A 17507-nucleotide genomic window follows, 5' to 3' on the forward strand; every position below is an offset into this window, starting at 1 on the left:
CGGCGCTGCGATGACCGCGTCTAGTGATGGTGCTTGTGTCCTTCGGAGCTATCGGGGCGTTGGTAACCTCGCAGCTCCGCGTATCGCTGCATCTGGTTCTGATCGAGCAAGGCGGTCGTCGACAGATGATATTTGAGGTGGCTTTCGCGGAGCAAGGCCTGGGTTTCCGCAATGGCAACGAGGGTCGCCTTGAGTGACTCCGATGTCACGACGCGGGCAGAGAAGAGCCGGTCCAACTCCGTTTCCTGCTCGACCAGCTTATTACCCAGCGGGACCGCCTCTTGCTTCATGGCCTCGAACAGGCGCTGAACCCGGATGCGCTGATCCGCGGTCAAGTCAAGCCGGTCACCGAGCTCAAGAACATGGCTCGGACCGGGATATCCATTGAGTTCGGCGGCAAGCGCCAGGCCCATGCCGCGTCCGGCTCGAAGATCGTCGATCTGCTGGTGCGACAGCGCCTTGATGGGGCGCTGCTCAAGGCCGGCATAGGGCTGACCGGATTGCGCGCTGGCAACGTTGCACGAGACGATAAGCGTGGCCGCAAGCAGGAGAAGGCGTCTCATGAGTCTGGCTCCATGAAATCGGCCCGGTTCGTCGATCGATCTCCACCGGTGCTCTCCACATATCTTGCTGGACGGTTCGCCTCATGGCAACAAAGATTGCCGCGATTGGGTTGCCGAACATGGAGCAGGCGATGGCCTCCTTGCCGACCGCGAATGCCGAGATCACGCAGTTCTTTCGCCAATGGCTGGAGACCTTTGCAGGTTATGTCCGCGAGGTCGACTATGCTTCGGCGCGGCCGCTCTTCCATCCGGATGTGCTGGCCTTCGGCACGCACAACGACGTCATTCCCGGCCTCGACCAATGGGTCACCACGCAATGGGATAACGTCTGGCCCAAGACGGCCGACTTCCGTTTCGTCATCGACCAGGCCTCGATCCTGGCATCGTCTGATGGCACGATGGCGACGGTGATCGTGCCGTGGACGAGCACAGGCTATCATCCCGACGGCAGCGCGTTTCCGCGCCCCGGCCGGGCCACGATGGTGTTTTCAAGACATGGCGATGGTTGGCTGTGCGTGCATTCCCACATGTCGCTCAATCGCGGTGTGCCGCAGGCAAGCCACGCCGATCGGCCGGTGAAGGCTTGGTAGATCGGCATCGTCCGCCAGCGAAATGCAAAAGGCCCCGGACATGCCCGGGGCCTTCTTAGTTAGAGCCGCCGTGAGCCTTACTCGGGTTGGCCGATCGAGACCTTCAGCGTGCCGACGCCGTCGACGCCGCATTCGAGCTTGTCGCCGGGCTGGAGCTGCGACACGCCGGCAGGCGTGCCCGTCATGATGATGTCGCCGGCGGCGAGCTTCACCTGCTGCGAGAGCTGCCAGATGATCTCGGGCACGTTCCAGATCAGCTCGGTGAGGTCGCCCTTCTGCGCTTCCTTGCCGTTGACCGTGAGCCAGATCCTGCCCTTGGCGGGATGGCCGATCTTCGATGCCGGCTGCACCGCGGAGCAGGGTGCCGAATAGTCGAACGACTTGCCGATCTCCCACGGACGCTCCTTCTTGCGCGAGGCGATCTGGAGGTCGCGGCGGGTCAAGTCGATGCCGACGGCATAGCCGTAGACATGGTCGAGCGCCTTGTCGGCGGGAATGTTGAGGCCGCCGCTCTTCATCGCGACGATCAGCTCGACCTCGTGATGGAGATCCTTGGTCAGCGGCGGATAGGGAATGGTGGCGCCGTCGGGCACCAGCATGTCGGCGTGCTTGGCGAAGAAGAAAGGCGGGGCGCGCTCGTCATTGCCCATCTCGCGGATGTGCTCGAGATAGTTGCGACCGACGCACCAGATGCGGCGCACGGGATATCGGCCGCTTTCCCCGACGACGGGAAGCGAAGCCTGGGTCGGAAGCGGGATGACGTAGGAGGCGGCGTTCATGGTGCGATCTCGCTGCTCTTGAGGTGAAGGGAACTCTATGCGGTTGCGCTGATCGGCGCCAGAGCGCCGGCGTCGTAATGCTGCAGGCGGAAGAACGAGGCGTAGCGCCCGCCGCGGCGGAGCAGCTCGTCATGCCGGCCCTGCTCGACGATCTCGCCACCCTCGACCACCAGGATCGCATCGGCGTGCATGATGGTGTGCAGGCGATGCGCGATCACGATCGTGGTGCGGTTCTGGCAGAGATGCTCGATCGCCTCCTGCACCTGCCGTTCGGATTCCGAATCGAGCGCGGCGGTGGCTTCGTCGAGCAGGATGATCGGCGCGTTCTTGATCAGCGCGCGCGCGACTGCGATGCGCTGCCGCTGGCCGCCGGACAGCTGCGTGCCGTGTTCGCCGACGGGCGTGTCGTAGCCGAGCGGGAAGCCCATGATGAAATCATGCGCGCAGGCTGCTTTCGCAGCATCGATGATTTGTTCTTCGGTCGCGCCCGCGCGGCCGAAGGCGATGTTGTTGCGGATGGTGTCGCGGAACAGATAGACGTCCTGGCCGACATAGGCGGTCTGAGCCCGCAGCGATTTTCGCGAGACGGCGCCGATCGACTGGCCGTCGATCACGATGTCGCCTTGCGTCACCTCGTAGAAGCGCAGCAGCAACCCCAGCACGGTCGATTTGCCGCCGCCGGAGGGGCCGACCAGAGCCGTGACCTTGCCGGGCTCGGCAACAAAGCTCATGCGGTTGAGGACGGTCTCACCGTTGCGATAGGAAAAGCTGACGTCGCGCAGCTCGATGCGTGCGTTCGAGAGTTTCAGCGCCGGCTTGTCGTCGTCGGAGTGTTCGCTCGCGGGGCTGTCGACGACTTCGAGCAGCATGCGGGCGCCGACGAGCTGGCTGTTGAGGTCGATGTTGAGCCGCGCCAGCCGCTTGGCCGGCTCGGTCGCCATCAGGAACGCCGTCATGAAGGAAAAGAACGCGCCGGGCGTGGCGTTGAGCGCGACCACGCTATAGCCGCCATAGAGCAGGCAGCCGGCGACTGCGAAGCCGCCGAGCATCTCCATCAGCGGATTGGAGCGATTGGCGACGCGGGCCATCTTGTTGGCGTTGCGCTCGACGATCGCGATATTCTCGTCGATGCGGTTTTGCATGGTGTCTTCGAGCGTGAACGCTTTCACCGTGCGGATGCCCTGCAGCGATTCCTGCATCGTCTCCAGGATGTCGGCGGTGCCGGTGAACTGGTTGTAGGCGAGCCCCTTGATGCGCTTGACCAGCTTGCGCAGCACCAGCATCGCCGGCGGCACGGCAACGAGGCCGATGAACGACATCACCGGATCCTGCCACACCATCACGCCGATCATGGCGAGCAGCATCATGAGGTCGCGCCCGACCGCATTGACCAGCATGTTGAGGACGTCGGTGATGGACTTTGCGCCGGCCGTCAGCCGCGCCAGGAATTCCGACGAATGCCGCTCGGAGAAGAATCCGACGCTCTCGCGCATCAGCTTGGCGAACAGCTGGCGCTGGTTGGTGGCGAGGATGGCGTTGGAGATCTTGGTCAGGATCACCATGTGGCCGTAGGTCGCCACGCCCTTGATGAAGAGCAGGATCACGGTGATGCCCGAGAACATCGCGATGCCCGGGATGTTCTTGTCGACATAGGCCTGGTTGATTACCTGGCCGAGCACGTAGGTCGCGCCCGCGGTCGATCCGGCGGCAAGCGCCATCAGCGCGAAGGCGACGAGGTAGCGCCGCCAGTAGATGATCCCCTGTTCCGTGACCAGGCGGCGAATCAGCACCGCAGCCGCATAGGGATCGTCGGTGATTTTCTTTGGAAACTGAGCCATCCGCAGTCCATTGACGGCACAGGAAAAGCCTGCCCGCGCGTCAGGGATCGAATGGCCTCTGTGCCCGCTAAGCCAGCGCTTTTCAAGCCCAATTAAGGGCTTGCGCTGGAATGAATCTAGGCCGAGGCGGCGTGGCGGAGCTCGCCGTGACGCTCGCGGAACAGCTTGTCCTCCCAGGCCAGCGCATGGGCCGCGATGGTCTCGAGGTCGTCGTATTGCGGCTTCCAGTCGAGCAGGCCGCGGATACGGCTGGTGTCGGCGACCATGGTCATGATGTCGCCGGGCCGGCGCGGGGCGTATTGCACGGCGAAGCTGCGGCCCGAGACACGGCGTACTGCGTCGATGGTCTCCAGCACCGAATAGCCGCGGCCATAGCCGCAATTGAGCGTCGTCGAGGCGCCGCCGTTGCGCAAATAGGCGAGCGCCGAGCGATGCGCCTGCGACAGGTCCGTGACGTGGATGAAGTCGCGGATGCAGCTGCCGTCCTGGGTCGGATAGTCGGTGCCGAACACGTCGATCTTGGCGCGCTGGCCGGTGGCGGCTTCCACCGCGATCTTGAGCAGGTGCGTGGCGCCGACGGTGGCGAGGCCGATGCGGGCCTGCGGATCGGCACCCGCAACGTTGAAATAGCGCAGGGTCACGTATTGCATGCCGTAAGCGGCGGCGACGTCGTGCAGCATGATCTCGGTCATCAGCTTCGACGAACCGTAGGGCGACAGCGGCCGTGTCGGCGCATGCTCGGGCACCGGCACCTGGTCCGGATCGCCGTAGACCGCCGCGGTCGAGGAGAAGATGAAGCGGTCGATGCCGCGCTTGACCGCGACGTTGAGCAGGTTGCGCGCGGTCGTGAAATTGTTGCGGTAGTAGCCGAGCGGATCGCGCATCGAATCCGGCACGACCACCGAGCCCGCGAAATGGATGATGCTCTCGATGTTGTGCTGGGCGATCACGCCTTCGAGCAGGTTCTCGTCGCCGGCATCGCCAATGAACAGCGGCACGCCTTCGGGCAGATAGGCGGAGAAACCGGTGGAGAGATCGTCGATCACGACGACGTCCTCGCCGGCTTCCGCCAGCGCCAGAACCGTGTGGCTTCCGATATAGCCGGCACCGCCGGTGACAAGCACAGTCATGATCTCACCCGTCTTCGATCAACGCTCCAAGCTAACGTTTACGTGGTGAAGAGTGGGTATCGGCGCGGCTGAACTGGTCACTATGCTTAATGTTGCGTATAGGGACTTTCGAAACGGAGCGTGGCGTGGCGAATTCCCCAAGCGATCTCGAAGTGATCGTGCCAAATCTGCACAGGCGCTATTCCGGGGTCACCGCGACCAACCGGATGGTGGCGCCGCGGCTGGCAAAGCTCTATCGCGCCGCGTGGTTCGGTTCCGACGCGCCGGAGGGGATCGCGCGCCAGGACGGTGCCGATCTCCTGAGATTGTGGCGCCGCAAGGCGCCGGTGATCTGGCACGCGCGCCGCAACAACGAGATGATCGCGGGGGTGATGTTGCGTGCGCTCGGTTGGCCGCTCAAGCTCGTGTTCACTTCGGCGGCGCAACGCCATCATAGCTGGATCACGCGCTGGCTGATCCGGCGCATGGACGCAATCATCGCGACGTCAGATCTTTCGGCCTCGTTCCTGAAAGTGAAGGCGACCGTGATTCCGCACGGCGTCGACACCGACGTCTATGCGCCGCCGGCGGATCGCACTGCTGCCTTCGCGGAAACTGCGCTGCCGGGCCGCTACGCGATCGGCTGCTTCGGCCGCGTGCGCGCCCAGAAGGGCACCGATGTGTTCGTCGATGCGATGTGCCGCCTGCTGCCGCGCTATCCGGATTTCACCGCTGTTATCGTCGGCCAGGTCACACCCGAGCAAGCCGCTTTTGCAAACGACCTGAAGAAACGGATCGAGGCCGCCGGTCTGCAATCGCGCATCGTCATCACTGGCGAGCTGCCGATCGAAGATGTGCAGCGCTGGTATCAGCGGCTCACCATCTACGCCTTCACTTCGCGCAACGAAGGTTTTGGCCTGACGTTGATCGAAGCGATGGCGGTCGGCAGCGCGCTGGTCGCCGCGCGCGCCGGCGCGGCCGAACTGGTGGTGGAGGATGGCGTGACCGGCGTGCTGGTCCCGACCGGTGATGTGGATGCGCTGGTCGCAGCGCTGGAGCCGCTGATGCGCGATGTTGCTGCCGCAACCGCGATGGGCGAACGGGGGCGGGCACGGGTGCTCGAACGGTTCAGCCTCGATGCGGAGGCGTCACGGATCGGCGAGGTGTATCGGCCGCTGCTCTGAACCCCTGTCGTACGGCCACCAAAACAAAAACCGCGAAAACAACCCCATGCACAGTAGCCGCGGACAATGAAATCAATGGCTTGGCGGTGGGTCGATGTTCTGCTGATTTTACGAAGTCGATTTGACTCGTCGGGCAAAACACTGGCATGGTGTCAACATCGGCGGAGCCCCGACGGCCTTCAGGTCGAAGCCCGCATCCCCACCTCACCCAGCACCCGCTGCGCAATCTCCACCACCTCGCTCGCCGCGATATCTCGCATGCAGCGGTGGTCGTTCATCTTGCAGATCGTGCTCTGGCAGGGTTGGCAGGAGAGCACGCTCTTGTCCTGCACCACGGTCGCGGCGAGGCCGTTGAGGGGGGCCCAGAGGTAGGGGCTGGTCGGACCGAAAATACCCATGGTCGGCGTGCCCAGGGCGGCTGCGATGTGCATCAGGCCGGAATCGTTGGAGATCGCAACGCCGGCCGCGGCCATTGCCAGCACGCCGTTGCGCAGATCGTTGCCGGTGAGGTCCCGGACCCCGGCGCCGCCGGCCGCGACGATCTCGTGGGCCAGGCCCTTTTCCCCGGGGCCGCCGACCACCCAGACCTCGAGGCCGCGCTCGGCGAGCAGGCGGGCGGCTTCCGGATAGTAGCTCCAGCGTTTTGACACCCCGACCGAGCCGGGAGCCAGCGCCACGGCGGCGCCTGCGCTGAGGCCATTGGCCTGCCGCCAGCGGACGATGTCCTCGGCCGGGACCCGCAATTGCGGCACCGGCCATTCCGCCGGCAGCGGGGCGCCATCGGGCTGGGCGAGGGCGGCATTCTTGTCGATGAAGCGGGGCAGCTTCTTCTCGCCCCAGCGCCAGCGGTTGAGCAGGCCGAATCGGAATTCGCCGACGAAGCCGACCCTTTCCGGAATCCCGGCCAAAGCGGGCGCGATGGCGGCCTTCCAGGTCCGGGGTAGCACCAGGGCGGTGCCGTAGTTCCGCTCGCGCAGGAGCTTCGCCAGGCCGAGCTGGCGGCCCACTGCGAGCCGGCCGCGCGGCAGGTCCCAGACGATCGCATGGCGCACGCCGGGCATGTAATCGACCAGGGGCGCGCACAGCGACGTCGTGAGCAGATCGACCGGCCGGTTCGGCCAGCGCTCGTTCAGGACCCGCACGACGGTGTGATTCCGGACGAAATCACCGATCCACATGTAGGGGACGATCAGGATCGGGCGCGTGTCGCCCCGATCTGCCTCTCCACTAAGTTGCGAATCTTGGTTCATTCGTTAATAAGGCCGGGGTGCGCTGATGTGGCGGTTCGGTTAGCCGCTCCGGGTCGGCAGGTAAAGCCAGCCGAGCGGCCATCCCAAAACCGCTTACACTTTTGCGGATCATGCGCTAGGGCAGAACCGGGGCCGCAAAACTTCGGGCGGGCAAAATCTGGCAGGGAAGTTGTAATGTTGCTGGTGACCGGCGGGGCCGGTTTTATCGGATCGAATGTCGTCGCCGCGCTGAACGAGGCCGGCCGCAGCGACGTCGTCGTTTGCGATTTCCTTGGCAACGAGGGCAAATGGCGCAACCTCGCCAAGCGGCAGCTTGTGGATATCGTGCCGCCGGCCGAGCTGCCGGACTGGCTGAAGGGCCGCAAGCTCGATGCCGTGATCCATCTCGGGGCGATTTCCGCGACCACGGCGACCGACGGCGACCTGGTGTTCGAGACCAACTTCCGCCTGTCGATGCGCCTCCTGAACTGGTGCACCGCAAATGCGGTGCCGTTGATCTATGCCTCCTCGGCGGCGACCTATGGCGACGGCGAGGCTGGATTTGACGACGATGCTTCGATCGCTGCGTTGAAGAAACTGCGGCCGATGAACCTCTACGGCTGGAGCAAGCACCTGTTCGATCTCGCCGTCGCCGAGCGCGCCGCGAAGGGCGAGAAGCTGCCGCCGCAATGGGCCGGACTGAAATTCTTCAACGTGTTCGGCCCCAACGAATACCACAAGGGCTCGATGATGAGCGTGCTGGCGCGGCGCTTCGACGACGTCAAAGCGGGCCGCGTCGTGCAATTGTTCAAGTCGCATCGCGAGGGCATCACGGACGGCGACCAGCGCCGCGATTTTATCTATGTCGAGGACGTCGTCCGCGTGATCATGTGGCTGCTGGCAACGCCCTCGGTGTCCGGCGTCTTCAACGTCGGCACCGGCAAGGCACGCAGCTTCAAGGATTTGATGCTGGCGGCTTATGCCGCGCTCGGCGCCAAGCCCAACATCGAATACATCGACATGCCCGAGCAGATCCGCGGCAGCTACCAGTACTTCACCCAGAGCGAGGTCGATCGCCTCCACCGCGCCGGCTATAATGGTGGTTTCACCACGCTCGAGGATGCGGTGAAGGCCTATGTCGGCGATTATCTCGACCGGCCCGACCGCTTCCGCTGAGGCCCATCACCATGCCGACGCCCATTCTCGATTTCGATGCCCTCGCGCAAGCCATCTCAGGCCGCACGGTCCTGTGCATCGGCGACATCATGCTGGACGAGTTCGTCTATGGCGAGGTGTCGCGGATCTCGCCGGAAGCGCCGGCGCCGGTCATCGCGGCACAGCGCAGCGAGATCCATATCGGCGGTGCCGGCAACGTCGCGCGCAACGTCGCCGCGCTCGGCGCGCGCTGCATCTTCGTCGGTCTCGTCGGCGAGGACGATGCGGGCAGGCAGCTCGCCTCGACGCTTGCGGAGCTGGGCGCAATCGAAAGCGTGCTGGTGTGCGATCCCTCGCGTCCGACCACGCGAAAGGTCCGTTTCGTCTCCGAGCATTTTTCCACGCACATGCTGCGTGCGGATTGGGAGCAGGCACAGCCTGCTTCCGATACGATCGAGACCAAGCTGATCGAAGCGATCCTGCCGCAGATCGCGCGCGCCGACATCGTGCTGCTGTCCGACTACGCCAAGGGGGTGCTGACCGCCCGCGTTATCCGCCACACCATCGACGCCGCGCGAAAACTCGGCAAGCCCGTGATCGTCGATCCCAAAAGCCTGAACTGGGCGATCTATCGCGGCGCGACGCTGCTCACGCCCAATCGCAAGGAGTTTTCGGAAGCGACCCGAAGCCGCGCCGACACGCCGCAGAGCATCGTCGATGCCAGCGAGGACGTGATGCGGCTCGCCGATTGCGAAGCGATCCTGGTCACCCAAGGCGAGCACGGCATGACGCTGGTGCCGCGCAACGGCGAGGCCGTTCACGTTCCGGCGTTCCCTGTCAAGGTGCGCGACGTCTCCGGCGCCGGCGACACCGTTGCGGCGGCGCTCGCGGTGTCGCTCGCCACGGGCGCGGACTGGGACACGGCGCTACGCATGGCCAGTGCCGCGGCCGCCGTCGCCGTCAGCAAGCAGGGCACCGCCAGCGTGAGTGCGGCCGAGCTGAAGCGAAAGATTTTGCCGCATGCCTATCTCGCGGCCGAGGAGAAGATCGTGCTCGAGCCCGGCGCGCTCGACGCGCAGCTCGCGGAATGGAAGAAGCAAGGCCAGCGCGTCGGCTTCACCAATGGCTGCTTCGACATCCTGCATCCCGGCCACGTCAAGGTGCTGACAGCGGCGCGCTCCGCCTGCGACCGCCTGATCGTGGGGCTGAACAGCGACGCTTCGGTACGGCGGCTGAAGGGCGCCGATCGCCCCGTTCAGGACGAGCGAGCGCGTGCGGAAGTGCTGGCGGCGCTCGAAGCCGTCGATCTCGTCGTTATTTTCGATGAAGATACGCCGATCGACCTGATCACCCGCATCAAGCCGAGTGCGCTGATCAAGGGGGGCGATTACACCCGCGAGCAGGTCGTCGGCCATGAGGTCGTCGAGGCCGCGGGCGGGACGGTGGTGCTGGTCGACATTCTCCAGGGTTTCAGCACGACGGCGCTGGTTCATCGCGCGCGGGGAGAGGGCAAGTGACGACGCTCGCCGGGGAGACGACCGGCCAGGTGCTGTGGCGGCGTCTGCGCAGTCCGGCGGCTTGGTCCGAGACGGTCGATCTGTTCGCGATCCTGACTGCGGCCTCGCTGCCATGGTCGACGTCGCTTGCGGCGATATTCAATGTCCTGATGCTGCTCTGCATGGTGCCGTTCCTCGACGTCCGCGAGTTCCTGCAATCGCTCAGGCGTCCGATCTGCGCGGCGCCGATTGCGCTGGTCCTGCTCGCGCTGGTCGGGACGCTGTGGTCGGACGCGGCCTGGGGCGGGCGCTTCTACGCGGTCAATCCGACCGTCAAGCTGCTGGTGCTGCCGGTCCTGCTCTATCATTTTGCGCGCTCGCCGCGCGGACATTGGGTGTTCGTCGCCTTCCTGGTGTCCTGCGCGCTGCTGTCGGTGATGTCCTGGCTGGTCGCCTTCTACCCCGACCTCGCGCTCAAATCCGACCGCGTCGAGCGCGGCATCTTCGTCAAGAACTACATCGACCAGAGCCAGGAGTTTGCGCTCTGCGCGGTCGCGCTCGCCTATCCGATCGTGCAGTTGCTGCGTCAGAAGCGCTACTGGATCGCAGGGCTGCTCACGGCGCTTGCGCTCGCCTTCTTCGTCAATATGGCCTTCGTGGTGGTGTCGCGCACTGCGCTTGTCACCATTCCGGTCCTGTTCGGCGTGTTTGCGTTGCTTCATCTGAGATGGCGCAGCATCGCGATCATCTCCGCGGCCCTGCTCGTGGGCGCGGTTCTCGTTTGGCAGGCCTCGCCGCAATTGCGCAAGACCGCCGACAGCTTTGCCAGCGACTACACACGCTATGTCGAACAAGGCGCGGCGACCTCGGCCGGGTTGCGGCTCGAATTCTGGCGAAAATCCCTCGGCTTCTTCGCGGAGGCGCCGGTCAAGGGGCACGGCACCGGCTCGACGCGTGGATTGTTCGAGCGGGCCGCGACGCCCGGCGATCAGAACCTGGCGTCCGCCGAGGTGATCGGCAACCCGCATAACCAGACGCTGAACGTGGCCGTGCAATGGGGCTTCATCGGCGTCGCCGTTCTCTACGCCATCTGGATCCTGCATCTGCTGTTGTTTCGCGGCGACGGGCTCGCAAACTGGGTCGGCCTCCTGGTCGTGGTCCAGAACGTCTTCACCTCGCTGTTCAACTCCCATCTGTTCGACTTCCACGAGGGCTGGATGTACGTCATCGGTGTCGGCGTTGCCGGCGGCATGGTGATCCGGGCCCAGCAGGCCGAAGCGAAGGCGACAGTAACCGGTTCCTGAACGGCCGCCCGGATCGCAAAGGTTGACCGGCAAACCTTGACCGGCAAGCCTTGACTGGCATGTCCGGCCGAGATGGGTTATCAGCGCGATCAGGTTGCATTTAACTGGATTTTCGGTCAGCGGATGACGCGTCTTTCGCATCTCACCTTGCGCAATTTCATGATCGCGCTCCACGACCTGCTGGCGACCACGGCGGCGCTGTTCGCCGCCTTCTATCTGCGCTTCGAGGGTGGCGACGGCTTCTTCGATCGCCTGCCGCTGCTGATCCAGATCCTGCCCTATTTCCTCGCCTTCAGCGTGGTCGTGTTCTTCGTCTTCAACCTGACCACGACGAAATGGCGCTTCATCTCGCTGCCCGACGCGCTGAACATCATCCGCGTCGCGACCGTGCTGACGGTTGCACTCCTGGTGCTCGACTACATCTTCGTCGCCCCCAACGTTCGCGGCGCCTTCTTCCTCGGCAAGGTGACCATCGTCCTCTACTGGTTCCTCGAGATCTCCTTCCTCAGCGCGTTGCGCATGGCCTACCGCTATTTCCGCTATACGCGGGTTCGGCGTCACGCCCGCACCGGAGATGCCGCGCCAACACTGCTGATCGGCCGCGCCGCGGACGCCGAGGTACTGTTGCGCGGAATCGAGAGCGGGGCGATCAAGCACATCTGGCCGGTCGGTGTGCTCTCGCCGTCGAGTTCCGATCGCGGCCAGTCCATCCGCAACGTCCCTGTCCTGGGCGGCGTCGACGACATCGAGGATGTCGTCGCCGACTTCACCAAGCGCGGCAAGGGGATCGCGCGCGTTGTGATGACGCCGACGGCATTCGAGCCGGAGGCCCATCCCGAATCGATCCTGATGCGGGCGCGCAAGCTCGGCGTGATCGTGAGCCGCATGCCCTCGCTCGAGAGTGGCGATACGCCACGGCTCACGGCCGTCGCCGTCGAGGACCTGCTGCTGCGGCCGAGCGAAAAGATCGACTATGCGCGGCTCGAGGCCCTGATCGAGGGCAAGGCGGTGATCGTCACCGGCGGGGGTGGCTCGATTGGTTCCGAGATCTGCGAACGTGTCGTCGCGTTCGGCGCCGCGCGCCTTCTGATCGTGGAAAATTCCGAGCCCGCGCTCTACGCAATCACGGAAACGCTCGCGGCGCTCGGCACCGCTGCTTCGATCGAAGGGCGGATCGCCGACATCCGCGACCGTGAGCGCATCATGCGCCTGATGGCCGAGTTCAAGCCGGACATCGTGTTCCATGCCGCCGCGCTCAAGCACGTGCCGATCCTCGAGCGCGACTGGAGCGAGGGCGTCAAGACCAACATCTTCGGCTCGATCAACGTTGCCGATGCCGCGCACAGTGCCGGCGCCGAAGCCATGGTGATGATCTCGACCGACAAGGCGATCGAGCCGGTGTCGATGCTCGGCCTGACCAAGCGCTTCGCCGAGATGTATTGCCAGGCGCTCGACCATGATCTTGCGGCGGGTCACGGCGGCGCCAGGCGGTCGATGCGGCTGATCTCGGTTCGGTTCGGCAACGTGCTGGCGTCGAACGGCTCGGTGGTGCCGAAGTTTAAGGCCCAGATCGATGCCGGCGGTCCCGTGACGGTCACGCATCCCGACATGGTCCGCTACTTCATGACCATCCGCGAGGCCTGCGATCTCGTCATCACGGCGGCAACGCATGCGCTCGGAACGCAGCGTTCGGACGTGTCGGTCTACGTGCTCAACATGGGCCAGCCCGTGAAGATCGTCGATCTCGCCGAGCGCATGATCCGTCTCTCGGGCTTGCAACCCGGCTACGACATCGAAATCGTGTTCACCGGCATGCGGCCCGGCGAACGCCTGCACGAAATCCTGTTCGCCTCCGAGGAGCCGACCCGCGAGATCGGCGTCGCCGGCATCATGGCCGCGCAGCCGAACGAGCCGCCGATGCAGACGCTGCGCAAATGGATTGCGGCGCTGGAGCAGGCGATCGCGCGCGACGATCGGGCCACCATCAGGACCATCCTGAAGGACGCGATTCCGGAATTCGGGTCCACCGCGGCCTGATCATGCAGCCTCGAGGCAAGATCGTCGTGGCGAGCCAGCACTACCCGCCTGATCCGAGCACGACGGCGGCGATCATGGCCGAGATCGCCTGCCGCATCGCCGGGGATCACGAGGTCGTGGTGCTGTCGGGCTCATCAGGCGCGTTGCCGGCCTCGCAGACCGGCCCGGGCAAGCCGCGGGTCGTCGCCGTCAAGAACCGCATGGCGGGCAAGGCGGCGCTGGTGCGGCGCGGCGCCTCCGAGCTGCTGTTCGCGGTGCGCACGTTCCTGGCGTTGACACGGGAGTTGAGGCGAGGCGACGTCGTGCTCACCGTTACCGCACCGTTCATGCTGCCTTACGCAGTCGCGGCGGCGGCGAGGCTGAAGGGCGCGCGCTCAGCGCTGATCATGCACGACCTCTTCCCTGACGTGCTGGTGATGGCGGGCCTGCTGAAGCCCGGTTCGATTATCACTATGACGATGCGCGCCGCCAACGGCCTGATGTTCCGCGCGCTCAATGCCGTCATCACCATCGGCCGCGATGCGGAACGGCCGCTACTGAGCTATTCCGGCATGACGCGAAACAAGATCCGCTTCATCCCGAACTGGGCGACGCTCGTGGCCGCACCCCGGCCGGTGACGGCGGATAATCCGTTCCGCAAAGCGCTCTCGGCGGGTTTCGTTGTCGGCCTGTCGGGCAATCTCGGCTTCACCCATGATCCGGAGATCGTGTTCGAGGCGGCGCGTCTTTTGAGGGACGAGCCTGATATCCACTTCCTGCTCTCCGGCTGGGGCATCGGCTTCGAGCGGTTGAAGCAGTTGCAGACGGAGGCGAACTTGCCCAATGTCTCCTTCGTGGGACGGGTCGAGGATGCCGAGCTCGAACCATTCCTGGCGGCTGCCAATCTCTGGATCATTCCGTACCGGAAGGACGTTGCGGGGGTTTCGGTGCCGAGCCGGTTCTACAATCTGCTGGCGGTCGGCCGTCCCGTGGTGCTGGTCTCCGAACCGGAGGCCGAGGCTGCGTTGACCGTGGTGGAGAACGGGCTGGGCTGGGTCGTGACGCCGGGCCGCGCCGATCAACTGGCCGAGGCGATCCGCGCGGCGTCTCGCTCCGACGGTGTCGCCTTTGCGGGGCGCGCGGTGAAGGCGGCGGCGAAGTTCGATCGCGTCACCGCGATGAACGCCTATGCCGCCCTGACCGACGAATTGTTGCGCAACCCCGAACTGCCGGAGCAACGATGAACGAGCGCAAGCCAGTCGTGCTGGTGACGGGTGCGAGCGGTTTCGTCGGCCGTCACGTCGTGCCCGCGCTGGCGCGCGAGGGGTGGTCGGTCCGCCGCGCGGTCCGCAGACCGGAAGGCATGGACGACGAGGTCGTGATCGAAACGATCGGCCCCGAAACCGACTGGCAGGCCGCGCTTGAAGGCGTCGATGCCGTCGTTCATCTCGCCGCGCGGGTGCATCACAAGCACGAAGAGCATGCGGTCCAGCTCTACCGCAACGTCAACATTGCCGGCACGCTCCACCTGGCGCGCAGCGCGGCGACGGCCGGCGTGCGGCAGTTCATTTTCATCAGCACCGTTCTCGTGCACGGTCGCAGCAATGAGGGCCGCGGGCCGTTCAGCGAGGACGATGTCCTGACGCCGCGCGGTCTCTACGGCATGTCCAAGGCCGCGGCCGAAGCGGGCTTGAAGACGCTGGCGCGCGACAGCGCCATGAAGGTCTCGGTGATCAGGCCGCCGCTGGTCTATGGTGCGGGCGCCAAGGGCAATTTCGCGCTGCTGACGCGTGCAGTGAACCTCGGGCTGCCGCTGCCCTTTGCCGCGATCCGCAATCACCGCGCCTTCCTTGCCGTGCAGAACCTGTCGTCGTTCATCCTGCGCCGGCTTTCTCATCCAGATCCCGCGAGCAATTTCGAGATCTTCCTGGTGGCCGACAGGGAGCAGGTCTCGACGCCCGAGTTCATCGAGCGGCTGGCCAAGGCTGCCGGCAAGAGCTCGCGGCTGTTCGGCATGCCACAGGACCTGCTCGGGACGTTGCTGAGCGTGTTGGGCCGGCAGGATACGCATGACAGCCTGATCGGCTCGCTCGAGCTCAACCTCGCCAAGGCGACCGCGACCGGGTGGCAGCCGCCGGTGTCTCTCGACGAGGGGCTGCGGCTGGCGCTGGTGGCTCAGGACGCCTGAGGGCCGGAGAACCGCCGCAGCACGATGCCGATCGCGATTGCGCCCGCCGACAGCGCGGTCAGCGTGATCGTCATCGAGCCGGCGCGAGCGGTGACGATGGCAAGCCCCGCGAGCACGAGATTGAGCGCGAACACCTCCCCGATCACGCGGGAAACCGTGAAGCCATGGTCGGTGGCACGCTGGTAGAAATGCGAGCGATGCGCCGACCAGAATTGCTCGCGCCTTGCGATGCGCCGGAACAGCGTGATGGTCGAATCCACGAGGTAATAGGCCGGCAGCAACAGCGCCGCGGCGGGCTGCCCGCGCCAGGCGAGCTCGAGCAGGCACCAGCCGAGCAAAAGGCCGATCGGCAGGCTGCCGACATCGCCCAGGAAGACTTTCGCGACCGGCTTGTTGAACGGCGCAAAGCCGAGCATGGCGCCGCACAGCGCCGCGGCGATCAGCGCCGCCGGCCACGACAAATCGCCGAGCAGTCCCAGCAGCAGCAGCGCGGCGGTGACGGGCACCACTTCCGCCACCGTCATCAGGTCGAGCCCGTCCATGAAATTGACGAGGTTCACGAACCACACGCCCGCCAGCAGGATGAGTCCGCGCTCCAGCGCGAGCGGCAGCGCCGGCACGATGCGCGCGGTCTCGGGCGTGGTGAACACGACGGCGGCGACAGCTGCGGCCTGCAGCACGAGGCGCACGAGCACCGGCAGCGACTTGATGTCGTCGGCAAATCCGACCACGGCGATCAAGACCGTTGCAGCGATCAGCGCCGGCGGAATCGCGATGTTCGCCCAGGCTGCCCAGGCTGATGCGACCAGCAGCGTCGCTGATATCACGGCGATGCCCGCACCCTGCGGGGTCGGGATGCGATGAGAGGACCGCGCGTTGGGCCGCGCCAATGCGTAACGCTGGAGCAGGGGACGGCTGGTCCAGGTGATGACGCCCGACACCAGCGCGGCAATCGCAACGGCAAGCAGCGAGGGTACGGCGCCGAGCGCGTCAACGGTCGCGTTCACTCCGGTACCCCGAGCGGCGCCGATCCCTGCGCGGCTTTCTCCGCGCTGAGGATCCAGACCAGGCCGCCGATCGCGCCGACGATGAAGGACACGGCGCCGAACAGCAGCGAGACGTTGACCCCCTCGTTGGCGGCCAGCCCCGCGAAGCCGAACGCGAGGCTCATGGTGGCTTCACGCACGCCCCAGCCGGCGATCGAGATCGGCATCATCGTGATCAGCATCACCGGCGGCACGAGCATAAAGACGTCGCTGAAGCCGACCGGCGCCGCGATCGACTGCACGACGCACCAGGCGACCACGACGGCCAGCACATGCACGGCGAGTGACAGGCTCACGACGGCTGGTCCGCGCGAGCGGCTGAAGATCACGCGGTTGGCGATCACGGCACAGGCGTGGATGTGATGCGTGGCCCACCAGGTTCTCAGCCAGTGCCATTTCAGCGCGCCGAAGACCAGGAAGCCGAGACCACCCGCGAGCGCCGCGAGATCGACGAGCAGCAGCGCCGAGCGCCCGTGTGGATCGGCGATGAGGCTGTAGCTCCAGGGCAGGCTCGCGACGATCATGATCGCGAGCGCGATCAAACCGATCGCGCGATCGACGAAGATCGAGTAGGTCGCAGCGCGCCAGCCGGCGCCGGCGCGCGCGACAAGCCACAACCGGACCGCATCGCCGCCGATCGCCGAGGGCAGGGTCTGGTTGAAGAAAGATCCGATCACGTTGTAGCGCATGGCCCGGCCGAGCTCGAGCGGGGCGCCGCATGCGGCGCTGACCTCGCGCCAGCGCAACACGCCGACGAAGATTTGCAGGAACGTGACGGCGATCGCCAAGCCGATCCAGAACAGGCTGGTCACGGTGAAGCGCGAGAACAGTTCGGACAGATCGACCTTGCGCAGCGCCAGGTAGAGCAGCGCTCCGGAAATCAGGATCTTGGCCGTCGACAGCAGGATTCGGCGCATTTCGCCCGCATGAACAAGGGTTGAAGCAACCCGACGCAAGGCGCCGAATTCGGCCGCTTTGGTATGGTTTTGGCGTCGATCTTGCAATAGCGG

General features: G+C 65.4%; 15 protein-coding genes. 8 read left to right on the top strand and 7 right to left on the bottom strand.

Annotated features, from left to right (window positions below):
- Nucleotides 1–20 precede the first annotated feature (20 nt).
- Nucleotides 21–563 carry a hypothetical protein gene (locus IVB47_RS07185; RefSeq protein ID WP_247460717.1) on the bottom strand — a complete coding sequence of 181 codons (543 nt, stop codon included), beginning with the start codon at nucleotides 561–563 and terminating at the stop codon, nucleotides 21–23.
- Between the two features lie 131 nt (nucleotides 564–694).
- Here IVB47_RS07185 and IVB47_RS07190 point away from each other — a divergent pair, with 131 nt between their 5' ends.
- Nucleotides 695–1153 carry a nuclear transport factor 2 family protein gene (locus tag IVB47_RS07190; RefSeq protein ID WP_027566819.1) on the top strand — a complete coding sequence of 153 codons (459 nt, stop codon included), beginning with the start codon at nucleotides 695–697 and terminating at the stop codon, nucleotides 1151–1153.
- Between the two features lie 77 nt (nucleotides 1154–1230).
- On the opposite strand, the gene IVB47_RS07195 is transcribed toward IVB47_RS07190, so the two are convergent.
- The 3 genes from IVB47_RS07195 to galE form a co-directional block, all read right to left on the bottom strand.
- Nucleotides 1231–1932 (bottom strand): fumarylacetoacetate hydrolase family protein, encoded by a 702-nt coding sequence (locus tag IVB47_RS07195; RefSeq protein ID WP_247460719.1) that lies wholly within the window; start codon nucleotides 1930–1932, stop codon nucleotides 1231–1233.
- 35 nt (nucleotides 1933–1967) lie between these two features.
- Nucleotides 1968–3770: an ABC transporter ATP-binding protein gene (locus IVB47_RS07200; RefSeq protein WP_247460721.1), complete on the bottom strand. Its 1803-nt coding sequence runs from the start codon at nucleotides 3768–3770 to the stop codon at nucleotides 1968–1970.
- A 116-nt stretch (nucleotides 3771–3886) separates the two neighbouring features.
- Nucleotides 3887–4900 (bottom strand): UDP-glucose 4-epimerase GalE, encoded by a 1014-nt coding sequence (gene galE / locus IVB47_RS07205; protein WP_007612473.1) that lies wholly within the window; start codon nucleotides 4898–4900, stop codon nucleotides 3887–3889.
- Between the two features lie 125 nt (nucleotides 4901–5025).
- Here galE and IVB47_RS07210 point away from each other — a divergent pair, with 125 nt between their 5' ends.
- Entirely contained in the window at nucleotides 5026–6063 is a 1038-nt protein-coding gene (locus IVB47_RS07210; RefSeq protein ID WP_247460723.1) for a glycosyltransferase family 4 protein, read from the top strand.
- 179 nt (nucleotides 6064–6242) lie between these two features.
- On the opposite strand, the gene waaF is transcribed toward IVB47_RS07210, so the two are convergent.
- Nucleotides 6243–7313: a lipopolysaccharide heptosyltransferase II gene (waaF, locus tag IVB47_RS07215; protein WP_247290160.1), complete on the bottom strand. Its 1071-nt coding sequence runs from the start codon at nucleotides 7311–7313 to the stop codon at nucleotides 6243–6245.
- A 174-nt stretch (nucleotides 7314–7487) separates the two neighbouring features.
- On the opposite strand from waaF, the gene rfaD reads away from it, so the two are divergent.
- From rfaD to IVB47_RS07245, 6 genes are all read left to right on the top strand, one after another.
- Nucleotides 7488–8468: an ADP-glyceromanno-heptose 6-epimerase gene (rfaD, locus tag IVB47_RS07220; protein WP_247460725.1), complete on the top strand. Its 981-nt coding sequence runs from the start codon at nucleotides 7488–7490 to the stop codon at nucleotides 8466–8468.
- An 11-nt stretch (nucleotides 8469–8479) separates the two neighbouring features.
- A complete protein-coding gene (gene rfaE1, locus IVB47_RS07225) occupies nucleotides 8480–9964 on the top strand; it encodes a D-glycero-beta-D-manno-heptose-7-phosphate kinase (RefSeq protein WP_247460726.1) in 1485 nt (494 codons plus the stop codon).
- A complete protein-coding gene (locus tag IVB47_RS07230; RefSeq protein WP_247460727.1) occupies nucleotides 9961–11247 on the top strand; it encodes an O-antigen ligase family protein in 1287 nt (428 codons plus the stop codon). The genes rfaE1 and IVB47_RS07230 overlap by 4 nt, the downstream gene beginning before the upstream one ends.
- Nucleotides 11248–11370: 123 nt before the next feature.
- On the top strand, nucleotides 11371–13284 hold the full coding sequence (locus IVB47_RS07235) for a nucleoside-diphosphate sugar epimerase/dehydratase (protein ID WP_247460730.1): 1914 nt from the start codon (nucleotides 11371–11373) through the stop codon (nucleotides 13282–13284).
- Nucleotides 13285–13286: 2 nt separating this feature from the next.
- The gene (locus IVB47_RS07240; protein WP_247460732.1) at nucleotides 13287–14507 is read left to right on the top strand and encodes a glycosyltransferase family 4 protein; all 1221 of its coding nucleotides are present in this window, start codon (nucleotides 13287–13289) and stop codon (nucleotides 14505–14507) included.
- Entirely contained in the window at nucleotides 14504–15451 is a 948-nt protein-coding gene (locus IVB47_RS07245) for an NAD-dependent epimerase/dehydratase family protein (protein ID WP_247460734.1), read from the top strand. Before IVB47_RS07240 ends, IVB47_RS07245 begins: the two co-directional genes overlap by 4 nt.
- Here IVB47_RS07245 and IVB47_RS07250 read toward each other — a convergent pair.
- Both IVB47_RS07250 and IVB47_RS07255 read right to left on the bottom strand, forming a co-directional pair.
- On the bottom strand, nucleotides 15439–16458 hold the full coding sequence (locus tag IVB47_RS07250; protein ID WP_247460736.1) for a glycosyltransferase family 4 protein: 1020 nt from the start codon (nucleotides 16456–16458) through the stop codon (nucleotides 15439–15441). The two genes, IVB47_RS07245 and IVB47_RS07250, sit on opposite strands and share 13 nt — an antisense overlap.
- On the bottom strand, nucleotides 16455–17414 hold the full coding sequence (locus IVB47_RS07255; RefSeq protein ID WP_247460739.1) for a lysylphosphatidylglycerol synthase transmembrane domain-containing protein: 960 nt from the start codon (nucleotides 17412–17414) through the stop codon (nucleotides 16455–16457). Before IVB47_RS07255 ends, IVB47_RS07250 begins: the two co-directional genes overlap by 4 nt.
- Between the last annotated feature and the right edge of the window lie 93 nt (nucleotides 17415–17507).

The organism is Bradyrhizobium sp. 62 (assembly GCF_023073035.1).
GTDB lineage: Bacteria > Pseudomonadota > Alphaproteobacteria > Rhizobiales > Xanthobacteraceae > Bradyrhizobium.